The 13226-nt window shown below is 40.0% G+C and carries 14 protein-coding genes and 1 other annotated feature; of the genes, 7 read left to right on the forward strand and 7 right to left on the reverse strand.

Translation table 11 applies throughout. The features are described from left to right. Window positions 1-699: 699 nt before the first annotated feature. Complete coding sequence (locus H9647_RS00005) at window positions 700-1701, reverse strand: tryptophan--tRNA ligase (RefSeq protein WP_191797016.1); 1002 nt, start codon at window positions 1699-1701, stop codon at window positions 700-702. Window positions 1702-1745: 44 nt separating this feature from the next. Then, window positions 1746-2001 (reverse strand) — a binding site (T-box leader). A 440-nt stretch (window positions 2002-2441) separates the two neighbouring features. On the opposite strand from H9647_RS00005, the gene H9647_RS00010 reads away from it, so the two are divergent. The 5 genes from H9647_RS00010 to H9647_RS00030 all read left to right on the forward strand — a co-directional run bounded on the left by H9647_RS00010 (window position 2442) and on the right by H9647_RS00030 (window position 6498). Beyond that, a complete protein-coding gene (locus H9647_RS00010) occupies window positions 2442-2978 on the forward strand; it encodes a sigma-70 family RNA polymerase sigma factor (protein WP_191797019.1) in 537 nt (178 codons plus the stop codon). Next, complete coding sequence (locus H9647_RS00015; RefSeq protein WP_191797021.1) at window positions 2975-3658, forward strand: DUF4179 domain-containing protein; 684 nt, start codon at window positions 2975-2977, stop codon at window positions 3656-3658. Before H9647_RS00010 ends, H9647_RS00015 begins: the two co-directional genes overlap by 4 nt. Window positions 3659-4009: 351 nt before the next feature. Next, window positions 4010-4900, forward strand: coding sequence for an MORN repeat-containing protein (locus tag H9647_RS00020; RefSeq protein ID WP_191797023.1), 891 nt, complete (start codon window positions 4010-4012; stop codon window positions 4898-4900). Window positions 4901-4976: 76 nt separating this feature from the next. Continuing rightward, window positions 4977-5852, forward strand: a complete 876-nt coding sequence (locus H9647_RS00025; protein WP_191797025.1) for a copper amine oxidase N-terminal domain-containing protein — start codon at window positions 4977-4979, stop codon at window positions 5850-5852. Between the two features lie 142 nt (window positions 5853-5994). Beyond that, window positions 5995-6498 carry a Crp/Fnr family transcriptional regulator gene (locus H9647_RS00030; RefSeq protein ID WP_191797027.1) on the forward strand — a complete coding sequence of 168 codons (504 nt, stop codon included), beginning with the start codon at window positions 5995-5997 and terminating at the stop codon, window positions 6496-6498. A gap of 14 nt (window positions 6499-6512) precedes the next feature. Here the strand turns inward: H9647_RS00030 and hmpA are convergent, their stop codons facing one another. Further along, window positions 6513-7718, reverse strand: coding sequence for an NO-inducible flavohemoprotein (gene hmpA / locus H9647_RS00035; RefSeq protein WP_191797029.1), 1206 nt, complete (start codon window positions 7716-7718; stop codon window positions 6513-6515). A gap of 172 nt (window positions 7719-7890) precedes the next feature. Here hmpA and H9647_RS00040 point away from each other — a divergent pair, with 172 nt between their 5' ends. Beyond that, on the forward strand, window positions 7891-8847 hold the full coding sequence (locus H9647_RS00040; protein WP_191797031.1) for an EcsC family protein: 957 nt from the start codon (window positions 7891-7893) through the stop codon (window positions 8845-8847). A 152-nt stretch (window positions 8848-8999) separates the two neighbouring features. Continuing rightward, a complete protein-coding gene (locus H9647_RS00045) occupies window positions 9000-9206 on the forward strand; it encodes a hypothetical protein (protein ID WP_191797033.1) in 207 nt (68 codons plus the stop codon). Between the two features lie 45 nt (window positions 9207-9251). On the opposite strand, the gene H9647_RS00050 is transcribed toward H9647_RS00045, so the two are convergent. From H9647_RS00050 to queC, 5 genes are all read right to left on the reverse strand, one after another. After that, the gene (locus H9647_RS00050; protein WP_191797035.1) at window positions 9252-10511 is read right to left on the reverse strand and encodes an MFS transporter; all 1260 of its coding nucleotides are present in this window, start codon (window positions 10509-10511) and stop codon (window positions 9252-9254) included. A 191-nt stretch (window positions 10512-10702) separates the two neighbouring features. Then, window positions 10703-11200 (reverse strand): preQ(1) synthase, encoded by a 498-nt coding sequence (gene queF / locus H9647_RS00055; protein WP_160032376.1) that lies wholly within the window; start codon window positions 11198-11200, stop codon window positions 10703-10705. A 36-nt stretch (window positions 11201-11236) separates the two neighbouring features. After that, on the reverse strand, window positions 11237-11974 hold the full coding sequence (gene queE / locus H9647_RS00060; protein WP_191797037.1) for a 7-carboxy-7-deazaguanine synthase QueE: 738 nt from the start codon (window positions 11972-11974) through the stop codon (window positions 11237-11239). Further along, window positions 11967-12461, reverse strand: coding sequence for a 6-carboxytetrahydropterin synthase QueD (gene queD, locus H9647_RS00065; protein ID WP_191797038.1), 495 nt, complete (start codon window positions 12459-12461; stop codon window positions 11967-11969). The genes queE and queD overlap by 8 nt, the downstream gene beginning before the upstream one ends. Further along, window positions 12458-13150: a 7-cyano-7-deazaguanine synthase QueC gene (gene queC, locus H9647_RS00070; protein WP_191797040.1), complete on the reverse strand. Its 693-nt coding sequence runs from the start codon at window positions 13148-13150 to the stop codon at window positions 12458-12460. The genes queD and queC overlap by 4 nt, the downstream gene beginning before the upstream one ends. Between the last annotated feature and the right edge of the window lie 76 nt (window positions 13151-13226).

Raw genomic sequence — 13226 nt, forward strand, 5'->3', positions numbered from 1 at the left:
TCGCTCAGGATATTGATTACATAATTCAACTTAGATACCTAAAACCTTTTACATATCACTTCATCTATGCTGATAAAAATCAATTAACGGAACAACAGCTAATTTACCTGAAGGATATCACTGATTAGTAATGAATCATATTTAAATTTCACGTTAAACTATCGGGAAATGGAGACTTACAAAATATAACATTTTTTAAAATTATATACCTCAATATTTCGTATTTATATGTATATTATTTAGTAATGTCCATAATTTCTCCTGAAATAAGAGTTGTTTCATTTATAATTGTAGGTGCATTTTTATTTATCCTTGCAATAACATACTGTCATAGACAGACATTATTTTTACCGATAATCGGAAAAAAACATGCCGCAAAAATGCATTAATGAATTAATAAATTATGCTAAAAATTCAACTTCTAAGCCTTGCACATAAATGAAAAGAAAAGATACGCCAGCATAAGAGATGTTAATTTCAAATTAAATTAATTGTGACATCTGAGACAGTAACAACTCTTGAACTAACGGAAAAACGATAGCTCTAATAAAAGACATCTCTTAAGGAACCACTCCCATTGTGTCAGGAGTGGTTTTGTCTTTATATATTGTTCAGTTTGCTAGAGAAAATGACCAGGAAGGTTGTAGTTTTCCCGGTCATTTTTTATCAAATCCTTCATCCTATCTTTTATCTGAAGGTTTATTTATAACGCCCAATTTTATGCTTGACCTCCTCAAGTAAAGGCGCAGCCATAGCTCTTGCCTTCTTGGCTCCTTCATAAAGGATAATGTCAATTTTATCTGGTGATGATATCAAGTCATTATATTTTTTACGTGGTTCTTCCAAAAATGTATTTATGACTTGAAACAGTTCCTGCTTGGCTTCTCCCCAACTAATACCATTCAGAAATTTATTCCTTAAATCTAGTACTTGTCCGGGCGTCGCAAATTCTTTATACAATAAGAAGATATTAGATGTATCAGGGTCTTTAGGTTCATGAGGAGGAGTAGAGTCTGTTTTGATTTTGTTTATCAGCTTCTTAAGGTCATCAGCTTTTTCGAAAAGCGGTATTGTATTACTATAACTTTTGCTCATTTTTCTACCATCGAGACCAGGAATTATAGCTGTACTATCATCTACAATATAATTAGGTAGCTTGAAGGTTTCTCCGTAATTTCTGTTGAATCCTTCTGCAATATCTCTTGCAATCTCAACATGTTGAATTTGGTCCTTACCAACTGGTACTTTGTCGGATTGGAACAGCAAAATGTCTGCTGCCATTAAAATTGGGTATGTGAATAAGCCCATATTAACACCAGTATCCATATCTACGCCCAGTTGTTCATTTTTATCAAGAATTGCTTTATATGCATGGGCACGATTCATTAATCCTTTGGAAGTCAGACATGAAAGTATCCAACTTAACTCGAAAATCTCTGGTACATCCGATTGTCTATAAAAAACCACCCTATCGGGGTCCAGCCCAAGGGCTAGCCACGTTGCGGCAATACCATAAGAGAGATCGTTAAATTCATCCCTGTTCTGAATGAATGTTAATCCGTGGTAGTCAGCAATAAAGTAAAGTGCGGTACAGTCACTATCTTTTGCGATTTGAAGTGCAGGTTTTATTGCTGCGATGTAATTCCCTAAATGGACTTTACCTGTAGGCTTAATTCCAGTTAATACGATTTCATTATTCATATAATCCCTCCTAAAAATAAACAAAAAAGGGGTCTTCTCATCCTTGAAAGGACGAGAAGACCCCGTGATACCACCTTAATTAGCCCAAATATAACTTGGACTCACTTTGACGTATCGAAACATGCAGTATGTTTGAATACGCGTCTCTTGTAACGACGAGACTTTCGCCAAAGCCTACTCAACGAGTTTTCGGTCTGGATGCTCAGAAGCCCACTTCAGCATAATCCCTACACTGATTCGCACCAACTATCAGCTCTCTGGAGTATTCGTTATGCTTACTCTCTTCATCATCGCAAAATTGTATAATATTGGAATAATATATTTTTACAATACAACTGTGACGTTGTCAATACTTACTGTAAAAAATACACCAAGTAGTCTGTTAGTACATCAACAGCAGTCTTCCCTAGAGTTGAAATACTTTTCCTTGTATCAATAAGCGAGAGCTCTTTATGTAAATAGAAAAGGAAATTAACTGTATTCCTTCTCAAGGAGACGATCAATTGCATTTTGACTTACCGAATTATGAAAAAACGAGCATATAAATTAGTGAATCTACCTTTAACAACAGAACTCACTCTTATTAACTTAAAATTTCTGAAGTAAGAATCTAACTACCAAAATATTTATATTTCTAAAGCCAAAAGTTGTTACTCAAAGTCTAATAAGAGAATAAAGCAAATTATACTTAAGAAAATAAAGCAATTCTGATCTTTATAAAGAAGGGAGGAAGTTAGAACATGAATGAATACCATAAAGAAATAAAAGAAGCTCAACAAGGAGATAAAAATTCCTTTCTAGCACTATTTCAGAGATATCAAAACGATATTTACAGACTTGCTTACATTAATGTGAAAAATGAAGAAGAAGCCTTGGACATTGTACAAGAAACAGCATACCGTTCTTTTAAGTCAATAAAAACACTAAAGGAACCTAAATACTTTAAAACATGGTTGATGAAGATTGCCATATCATGTTCAATAGATTTACTTCGTAAAAAAAACAAACTAGTTCCTATGGAGCCTCAAATAATAAATGACAGTATTACTTCCGATTTAACACTAGATACCAATATCTTACTTAGTCTGACACTAGAGGATCTGATTGATGAACTAGATGTATCTGAGAAAAATGTTGTCCTACTACGCTTCTATCAAGATTATACCTTCAAAGAGATATCTAACATTTTGGAAATTCCCATAGGATCAGCAAAAACAATCCTATACAGGGCGTTAAATAAAATGAAAAAAAGTCTTACGGAGGTGCATTCGGTATGAAACATTTTAAAGATGAAATTGATAACATAAAAATACCCGATATTATAAACGACAGAGTAAGGGTTGGAGTAGAAATGGCTGAAAATGAAAGGAAGAAGAAAAAGAAATCTAGGCAGGCTATATCATTAGCAGCAGTCGCAGCTTCCATTGTCATTATCATTGGATCAGTAGGAGCGTTAAACGAAACATTTGCTTCTGCAGTAAAGGGTTACTTCTCAGACATTAAAAAATGGGATGGTACGGTTACAGGGACTGAGTTTAATCAGGCTTCTAACGATATAAAGGTAACCTCGGGGGAGATCAGTATAGAACAAGATAACGTCATTATCCCCATTGAGGTAGAAATCTTGGACAAGATGCAGGCACCCTATGCACTAATTGAAGTGCTCTCAATTAGTCAATTTGAGATTAGAGATTCAGAAGGGAAATTACTCGATCCTAAATACATTAGAATTGTTTCTAATGTAGATATCCCCGCCGATTATACGATCTCTAATGAGCAAAATCTGCTTGAAGAAGTGAAATTAGAAAATGATAAAAAACGAATTTTTAAAGCGGATTTAGTTATTCCAACTGTGGATAATATAGAAGTGTTCATATCAAGTTTTCAAGGACAAGCTAAAGCGGATGCTCCTATAACGATAAATGGAGATTGGAAAATTAACGTAACAACTAATTAGATTTAGGGGTTATATAAGTTATAAATAAATAGAAAACACTTCTAGATGGCGGCGTCTTCTATGCTTTTTCTAAGGAATGGCAAGAATGTTGAATCCCGATGTCTATCATTTTCAATCTCATGATGAATTGCATTTATTAAGGAGTGAGCAGATGAAAAGAAGTTGGACTGCAGTTGAAAAAATAGTTATTTTCGGAGGTTTACTTCTTGCCGGACTATTTATTGGATCGGGGCTATTTTTCTACTTAGGTATCAAGTTTAATTTCATACGTTTAAATTAGTTACTGAGTTTTAATGGGAGGTTAGTTGAAGAATGATGTAGAAGTTATGGTTAGAGAATTGGAGGTGGCAAATGAGTTTTGAATTATTTGAGAACGAAATGCCGGATGTCTATGCCTTAGCCTATCATGCTGAACGTGTAATCGAAACGGATCACATCATCGCTTTAAATCATCTAAAAGAAATAGGACAGTTAATTGTTACAAAGATTCTCGTAAATGAGAATGTTGAACTTGATGATTCTGAACCTTTTATTAATTTAGCTGCTTTAATGGAGATCGATATTCTGCCAATTCCGATGGTCACTACGCTGAAAAAGTTAGCGTACTTGGATACTAGAGAAAGCTCTATTTTTATTGAAACAAATAAAGTAAGAACACTGATGTTAGAAATGTATGATCTGACAGCTTGGTATTATAAAACCTTCGTAAACGACCAATTTGTATCGCCCCCATTGTTGCTTGAACCCCAGATAGGAACAGTGACTGCTCCATCTGAACGTAAGACAAAACCTAACTTGATAAGATCCGTAATTCACATCGACAACAAAAAGGTTGAAGGAGTATGGGAAAGTATACAGGAGGATTTAATATGTATCGAATATGAATCAGGTGAGACTTACCACGGGCAAACCAGGAATGGGCTTAGGTGTGGAACCGGGGTTTATCGTTGGTCAGATGGGTCTAAGTATGAAGGACAATGGTTTAATGATATGGAATATGGATTTGGCGTTAAAGAATACGCTAATGGTGATCGTTACGGTGGAGAATGGAAAGATGGGATGTACAATGGGGAAGGAACTTATAAATGGAATGATGGTACTGTTTATGAAGGTGGATGGGAAGATAACTTAGAACATGGATATGGGACCAAAACTCATCGGGATGGTTATGTACAAAAAGGATTTTGGACACGTGGTGAGTTAGTCTTTACTAAAGATCAGCTGAATCAAAGCAAGCCTTAAATAACAACCTTTTACATATTAATAGCGTCTATACTACATGCAAAGTCATCAAAATTACCTAAGGAGGTTGATTTATTTGAAATGGAAATCCTTTTTTCTCACTTGTTTTGCCATGTTTTTTATAGTGTCCACCGCACAAGCAGCTACATCAATATCGGTAGTTGTTAATGATAGACCTTTAGAAACAGACGTTGCCCCTTTTATTAAAAATGGAACTACTTTTGTTCCGTTGAGAACTATTGAACAGATGGAAGGAATCTCGATAAAAAGCTGGAACAACAAAACAAAAACACTTGTGATTGTTGATCCTACCAAGTCAATGACGTTTAGTGTAAAACAGAATCAATCGGAGTCCATGCTAATTAAAGATAATCGGGTTATGGTTCCTATTCGATTTATTGCTGAGAATTTCAACAGTGATGTAGCTTGGGACGCTAATACAAAAACGGTCCAAGTCGCAAAGTTAAATGAAGAGACGAAAGCTAATTTAAATTCAGATGATGTAACAACATCCCGTCTTGCTGCGATTACGATTCCGAGAATTACTACGTTAAAAGAACTCACTGGAGGTCAGAGCAGTGGAGGATCTTTCAAATTACTCTTTCCCGAAGGAGAGTCCAAAGCTTTTTTTAGGATTGATAATGGGATTGTCGAGTATTTTGAAGTTAAAGGAAATGCGGCTTGGCTTACATGGAGTGGAAAAATCGGAGGGAATGAAAATAAACTCTGGATAACGAACAGCGGTATATCAAGTGAAGTGGGACAACGACCTAAGGTCAAGGATCGGATGTTTTTCTATTATATTTCTACGCATGCAGGACAATCCCAGTATGGATACCTATCCAATACCGGAAAAGAGACGATACTTGGAAGTAAAGACATGAGTAAGTTAGAGGATTTGTTTCCCATCCTAGAAGAAAATGAAGCAGATCAAATGAAAAAGGCAGAATAAAAAAAAGAAGCACGGATGTGGTAAACTGTCCTTTACAAGGGGTTTATAATCCTGTGCTTCTTTTTTGTTATTATAAAAATTGTAGGTCAAAAAAATGAACTTAAGTTAAGGAAGAGAAATAAAAAATCAAAGGTGATCAAATATGATATTACATAAAGGTGAAGTGCTTTTTCGGCAGGGGGATATGACTCCTCTTTACCATCTCAAATCAGGTATGCTCAAAATCATTAGAATTCAGGAGGATGGCGGAGCATTTCTTGTTAATATTATTGCTCCTGGGGAGATGTTCCCTCATCATAGTTTAATTAGTCCCGGTCCCAGTTTTGGCTCAGCCTTAGCTTTATCTACTTGTGAAATCGAAGTGATTCCGGCAGCAGAGTGGTATCATTCACTGGCAGAACAGCCTGAGAAATACCGGGAGGTAGCTCTAAAGCTTCAAGAGAAACTTCGTATGATGCAGCAGCGAATCGATCAAGTAACCGAAACCGAACCTGCCGAGCGTCTGCGCAAACTCCGTTCATGGATGGAAACTTATATTGCACCTGAAAAAATGACCGATCTCCTAACCCAAGCAGAAATTGGTCAGTTGATCGGTCTTCGTAGAGAGACGGTGAACCGCCTCTTGCGTTCAGGTGAATTTAATTAAGCCCCAGCCGGTGGTTATAGCGTTTCTTTTGGACCGAAGAATTCATAATGCAGATCTTCTTCCCGAACACCCCAGCTGATCAAGCTGTCCCGAATACTCTTCATAAAGGAGAGTGGACCGCAGAAATAGAAATGTGCGTCCGTTGTAGGTACAATCTCTTGCAGCCAAGCCTGATCAATCCGTCCTGTTTTACTGTAACCCGTATCCTCAGGGAGCGGGTTGCTGTAACAGAAGTGAGTAGTCACTTGTTCGTTAGCTTCTTCCAGTTGTTTCACTTCGGAACCCATCGCATGTACTTTCCCATTATGTGCTGCATGAATAAAGGTGACTTGGCGGTTTGGTTGTTGCTTCACAGCAGTATTCACCATACTCATGAGCGGAGTAACTCCGATCCCTCCACCGATAAAGACGACAGGACGATCATCAGTAAGTTCCATTCGGAATTCACCAGCTGGAGCAGACAGTAGAAGTTTATCTCCTTCTTTGATGATGTTGTGAAGGTAGTTAGACACTTTACCTTCTGGTGTATTCAAAGCCCCGTCTTCACGTTTCACACTAATGCGATAGTAAGGTTCGTGTGGTGCAGCGGACAAGCTGTACTGGCGAATCTGTGTGTAGGTTTCCCCAGGGACCTGAACTTTTACACTCACATATTGGCCTGGCGTAAAGGAAGCAATTGCTCCTCCATCCGATGGAATGAGATAGAAAGAACGGATAAGTTCGTTTTCTTCCACGATTTTGCTAACGGTAAATGGACGGAATCCAGTCCAGCCTCCTTGTTGGCCTTCTGCTTCCTCATACATTTCTTTCTCGATATCGATAAATACACTTGCAATGACTCCATATGCGTTATTCCAGGCATGAATGATTTCATCTGTTGCCGCATCGCCAAGCACTTCTTTAATGGCAATGAGTAAATATTTCCCTACAATCGGGTAATGTTCAGGGAGGATGCCTAGACTGCGGTGTTTTTGAGCCACTTCTTTCACTGCAGGGAGAACAGCTTCCAGCTGATCAATGTGTTTGGCTGCTGCATAGATCATGTTAGCAAGAGCCGCTTGCTGCTTGCCTTTTTTCTGGTTCGCGTGGTTGAAAATGTTCAATAATTCAGGATGGTGCTCAAACAACATTTTATAAAAGCATGTAGTGATGTCTTTTCCGTGTACTTCAAGAACGGGTACAGTTGATTTAATAATGGAAATATCGTGTTGACTTAGCATATGTAAACCCTCTTTCTTCCTGCTTTATTATTAATATCTTCAGTATAAAAGAGGAAATAAGTTTTAATTGTGATTCAGATCACAATTTTTATGAACAGATTGCATCCTTTATTCATTGACATTCGTATATAGGTAAATATCAAGTGCTATGTGAAGAGGAGAAGGGTTGACAATGGGTATTGAATCGAAGGAACTGTTGCAAGCAGAACTTGTTCTGATCGAGAAGTGGGAGAAGGAACAGAAGGATATTTTTTTCTGGGAAAAGCTAGGGCGGTTGCCCTTCGCCATGTTGGATAAGCTTACGCCAAAGATTATTAGAGATAAACTCGGAATGCTTTTAAATGAACTCGGTGCCTTTTTGCAAAATGGCGGTCGATTCCTTGTGAATAAAAGGGCTGTCTTGAAGCACATCCATAAGTTTCTAAGTGGGGAAGAGCCATCGGACCAAATAGGAATAAAGAAAAAAGGGTTGCAAGTTAAAAAAATGTTTACTCAAGTTTCGTCTGCTGCTTTGGCAGCTGCAGGAAAGTTTCGCGCAGAGGAAGAAAAGGATGCTGCGACTTCTCCTGAGGATGCGCCTGAACTTGCGATAGCAGATATTGCGAAATTGCCCATTGCAGTCATGGATCAAGCCGCAGATGACATTATCCAGGGACGGATCAAGTTTGCGGCGGCAAGCGGAGCAGCTACGGGAGTAGGTGGGATTGTAACCATGGCGGCTGACCTCCCACTCATGTTAGGAACTTCCTTAAAAACATTACAGGAGATTGCCATCTGCTATGGATATGACCCAGAGGAGACAATGGAGCGAGTATTTATCGTAAAATGTCTTCAATTTTCTTCAGCCGACATTGTAGGTAAAAAAGCCATTATTGAAGAACTGAGTCATTTTGATGAAGAACATACCAATGCAGAAGTCATTTCACAGCTGCAAGGATGGCGGGAAGTTGTAACTGCCTATCGTGAAAATTATGGATGGAAACAGCTGTTTCAGATGATCCCGATTGCTGGCATTGTTTTTGGATCCATTAGTAATAAAGGTGCGCTTACCGACGTTTCTGAAGCAGGAAAGATGCTCTACAAAAAACGCCGATTATTAAAAAAATTAGATGAGGTGCAGGATATTTAGGAGCTGGATCAACTGCCTCAATGGTAAGGAAGATCGGACAGGATATACACCTGGGCAATATCGGGTAAAGAGAGAGAGAATATAACTTTTGAGGGTAACTATTCGTTAGTATGTATTAGAAGAGAATTATTCAGATGGGAGGGTAGCTACATATGAAGAACAATGGTGGAAAAGATGTTTTATATCTTCTGATCTTCGTCGTGATTAGTTTCTTTGCCGTAATTATCATGTTTCCTTACGGACTTGCTTTGATCGTAGGTATCGTTCTATTTTTCCTATATAAAATCGTGTCGCTCTTAATAGAGATTAGAAATAGATTAGAACCAAAAGTGAAGCAAGCTGAGGAAACGCTGGAGTAGAAAATAAAAACGCCGAGAAGGGCAAACCTTCGCGGCGTTTTTTTATTAGGCAGTACGATCCGTCCAAGTGGCGAGTTTCTTGTCGGATGGAAGCAAAAAAGTTAAGAAGCCTAGCAGCGGCATAAAGCTGCACACCTGCATAACCGGACTAATGCCTGCGGCATCGATCCAGTTCCCCAGCACAAGCGCACCAAGCCCGCCGAGCCCAAAAGCGAGACCCGTAATCATCCCGGAGACGGTTCCTATTTTACCTGGCACCAGCATTTGTGCGTAGACCACCGTGATCGAAAAGCTGGATAACATAATAAAGCCGATGATCGACAGCAGTACACCCGTCCAGAAGAGATTGGCATATGGGAGTAGTAAGGACAGCGGTGCAGCAAAAGCCATGGAAGCAAAGATCATATTTCGTTTACCAAAACGGTCGGCAAGCGGTCCTCCAAAAAACGTCCCAAGTGCCCCTGCTCCAAGGAACAAGAAGATATAGATCTGTGCATCTTGAGTAGACAGCGAGAAGGTATCTTTTAGGAAAAAAGCGTAGTAACTTCCGATGGAAGACACATACCAAGAACGAACAAATACTAAGATAATCAGGATGAAAAAGGCATACATGATGTTCTTTTTCACCGTAGGATTCATGACTCCGTCTGCTGCTTTTTTTCTAGCATATCCACCGTTTTTCAGCGTTTGTCCGTACCATCTGGCAATAAAAATCTGTACGGCAATCCCTACTGCGGCAAGAGCCGCAAACCCGAGGGAACCCATCAGTCCAAAGGGGATAAATACCCATCTGGTGAGGAGTGGAGCAAGAGACTGCCCTGCATTACCGCCCACCTGAAAAATAGACTGTGCTAATCCCCGGCGATTTCCTGCAGCCATGTGAGAGACTTTAGAACCTTCTGGGTGAAATGCGGCTGATCCCAGACCGACAAGAATAACGGACATCATAATGGCCATGTAACTGTCTGCAAAGGCAAGAAAAATCATACCTGAGCAGGTGAAGCCCATTCCAATAGGCAGGAGAGCGGGAGTGGGTCTTTTATCGGAGAAATAACCGACCACCGGCTGCATAATGGATGCTGTTATATTTAGCGCAAAAGCAATCCAGCCCATCTGGCTGTAACTGATTCCCATAGAGTCTTGCAGTACGGGAAAAATAGCGGGAATAACTGACTGAACCGAATCATTAAGTAGATGAACAAGTCCAATTGCAATCAGAATCCGATAAATCGTCTGTGAACCGGCATCAGGACGAGGAAGCGGCCGAGAAGCAGAACCGGTCTTCGTCAGTGAATTGAGTGACATGTAAGGTCTCCTTTTCCTATGTAATTCAGTAAAAACGTAACTGTTAATAAACCGAAACAGGTAGATCTTTACATCATATGACATCATTTACTTAGTAGGCAATCCCTATATTGGAGGTAAAAAGCAAAAAGAGGCGCCTCACTACGTAGTGAAACGACCTCTTATACTGGTTTGCTTGAAATCTCAAAGGATTAGCGATTATCAATATTTTCAGGATACATATCATGTTGGAACAAACGCTGAGTAGCGAGTTCCTCATATTTTGTACCTGGACGACCATAGTTGCAGTAAGGGTCAATCGAGATTCCGCCTCTTGGCGTAAATTTGCCCCATACTTCAATGTAACGCGGGTCCATAAGTTTAATTAGATCATTCATGATGATGTTAACTACATCTTCATGGAAATCTCCGTGGTTACGGAAACTGAACAAATACAGTTTCAGCGATTTGCTTTCTACCATTTTAATATCAGGAATGTAGCTGATGTGGATGGTTGCAAAGTCAGGCTGCCCCGTAATCGGGCAAAGGCTTGTAAATTCCGGAGTGTTGAATTTAACAAAGTAATCCCGGTAAGGATGCTTGTTATCGAAAGTTTCCAAAATGCTTGGATCATATTCAAACTTATATTTTGTCCCCTGGTTACCAAGTAGTGTAATATCTTGTAGTTCATCGGATTGACGTCCAGCCATGTTCATATCTCCTTCATACATCTTATTATTGTTTATTTATACGCCGCGTTTATTTCCCCATACTAGCGTATGAAGCTGCGGCAAGACTCTTACATCATTCATATCAGAGAGATTCATTGTTTGATCAATGAGCCATTCATAACGGTGGAGAAGGGAGGAAGCGAGGTTATCTGTATCTCCCGTACCTACATCTGGATTCCCGGTCTGCAAATACATAGCAACCCCAGGATAACGACGATGAACTTCTCTCGCATAGGCGAGATCCTGCTCATCAAAGATGACAACTTTCAGACTGTAGGCTTTATCTCCAGTTCGATTAGCCAAACGGTTCACAATATCATCTAAGGTGTCCCAGTTTGTGTTCATGCCAGAACTTGGAGGTTTTGGTGAGATCGTTACTTCATTAATATCCATAAGCCAATCCTGCCAGCGAGACCCTTGAGTTTCTACTGCCGTGCGGATTCCGCGTTCTTGAAGCAGTTCTACAAGGGAACCAATCTGAGGCAAAATGGCAGGGTTTCCGCCAGAGATCGTGACATGCGAGAATCGGTCGCCCCCGATAGAAGTAAGCTCTTGCCATATCTCTTCTTTACTCAATTGACGAATTTGATCTTTTGCACTGCCATCCCACGTAAAAGCAGAATCACACCATGAACAGCGATAGTCACAGCCAGCGGTACGAACAAACATCGTTTTTTGGCCAATCACCATACCCTCTCCTTGGACGGTCGGTCCAAAGATTTCAAGGACAGGAATAGGACGAGGATTACTCATCAATCATCCACTCCCGTCTTACTTCTGCGTAGCTGGTTGGTGTCTCGTAGAGCCGCACAAATTCAGTACGTCCGCTGTTAATTTGGGAGCAGTAAGGTTCACTTTGCAGAGCCGCTTCCATCTGTTCATAGATCCACACGACCATATTCTCTGCCGTGGTATTCATCGGCGGTAAGGTTTCGTTCAAATATTGATGATCGAGATAACCTTCAATCTGAGTTTTCCAGATTTCTTTTACATCGCCAAAATCAACGGTGAGTCCTGTCTCACCGGGAATGCCGCTAATTCCAAATACGACTTTATAGGTATGACCATGCAAGTTTTTGCATTTGCCTTCATAGCAGTGCAGGTGATGCGAAGCATCAAAAGTAAATTCCTTGCTGACAAGGACCCGTTTACGGTGATAGCGTAGCTGCTCTTTTTGAATATCTTCTCCGATGCGTTGCAGCTTTTCTACGATCCGAAAAGTACCAGGCTCAGGTCTCATTGCTGTTCACCGCCTGTAACAGTAGAAGAAATGTTTTGATTGCGTTCAGTAGTATATTCGTCAAGGCCTGCTTTCCGAAGTTTACATGCAGGGCATTCGCCGCAGCCGTCGCCCATAATTCCGTTATAGCAAGTGAGCGTACGCTCACGTACAAATTCAAATGCTCCGAGTTCGTCCGCCATTGCCCAAGTTTCTGCTTTGTTCAGCCACATAAGAGGGGTATGAAGAACAAAATCATAATCCATAGCCAGGTTTAATGTGACATTCAGAGATTTTACGAATACATCACGGCAGTCTGGGTATCCACTAAAATCAGTCTCGCATACGCCTGTAATAATGTGACGAGCTCCTTTTTGTTTGGCAAGGACAGCCGCAAAGCTTAGGAACAAGTGGTTTCTTCCATCAACGAATGTGCTTGGCAGTTCGCCTTCTTCTTGTGAAATATCAATATCACTGCGAGTGAGAGCATTCGGAGCGAGTTGATTGAGCAGGCTCATATCGAGAACAGTTTGCTCCACACCTAGTTCACGCGCGATATCAGCAGCCACTTCAATCTCCTGTTTATGGCGCTGCCCATAATCAAAAGTGACAACTTCCACTTCTGCAAAGTGTTTTTTTGCCCAGAACAGGCAAGTCGTGCTATCTTGTCCGCCGCTGAATACGACGATTGCTTTTTCATTTGTGAACATAAAAAAACCTCTCTATCTTCTAGGATTAGTAAACACGAACGGATCGCGTTTCATCAGCGGAAGAAAAGAGAAGTTC

The organism is Paenibacillus gallinarum, assembly GCF_014836635.1.
Classification (GTDB): domain Bacteria; phylum Bacillota; class Bacilli; order Paenibacillales; family Paenibacillaceae; genus Paenibacillus; species Paenibacillus gallinarum.

Excerpts from the sequence above, each read along its gene's own strand:
- H9647_RS00005 (WP_191797016.1), bottom strand. The coding sequence starts at position 1,701 with ATGAATAATGAAATCGTATTAACTGGAATTAAGCCTACAGGTAAAGTC.
- H9647_RS00010 (WP_191797019.1), top strand. The coding sequence starts at position 2,442 with ATGAATGAATACCATAAAGAAATAAAAGAAGCTCAACAAGGAGATAAA.
- H9647_RS00015 (WP_191797021.1), top strand. The coding sequence starts at position 2,975 with ATGAAACATTTTAAAGATGAAATTGATAACATAAAAATACCCGATATT.
- H9647_RS00020 (WP_191797023.1), top strand. The coding sequence starts at position 4,010 with ATGAGTTTTGAATTATTTGAGAACGAAATGCCGGATGTCTATGCCTTA.
- H9647_RS00030 (WP_191797027.1), top strand. The coding sequence starts at position 5,995 with ATGATATTACATAAAGGTGAAGTGCTTTTTCGGCAGGGGGATATGACT.
- hmpA (WP_191797029.1), bottom strand. The coding sequence starts at position 7,718 with ATGCTAAGTCAACACGATATTTCCATTATTAAATCAACTGTACCCGTT.
- H9647_RS00040 (WP_191797031.1), top strand. The coding sequence starts at position 7,891 with ATGGGTATTGAATCGAAGGAACTGTTGCAAGCAGAACTTGTTCTGATC.
- H9647_RS00045 (WP_191797033.1), top strand. The coding sequence starts at position 9,000 with ATGAAGAACAATGGTGGAAAAGATGTTTTATATCTTCTGATCTTCGTC.
- H9647_RS00050 (WP_191797035.1), bottom strand. The coding sequence starts at position 10,511 with ATGTCACTCAATTCACTGACGAAGACCGGTTCTGCTTCTCGGCCGCTT.
- queF (WP_160032376.1), bottom strand. The coding sequence starts at position 11,200 with ATGGCTGGACGTCAATCCGATGAACTACAAGATATTACACTACTTGGT.
- queE (WP_191797037.1), bottom strand. The coding sequence starts at position 11,974 with ATGAGTAATCCTCGTCCTATTCCTGTCCTTGAAATCTTTGGACCGACC.
- queD (WP_191797038.1), bottom strand. The coding sequence starts at position 12,461 with ATGAGACCTGAGCCTGGTACTTTTCGGATCGTAGAAAAGCTGCAACGC.
- queC (WP_191797040.1), bottom strand. The coding sequence starts at position 13,150 with ATGTTCACAAATGAAAAAGCAATCGTCGTATTCAGCGGCGGACAAGAT.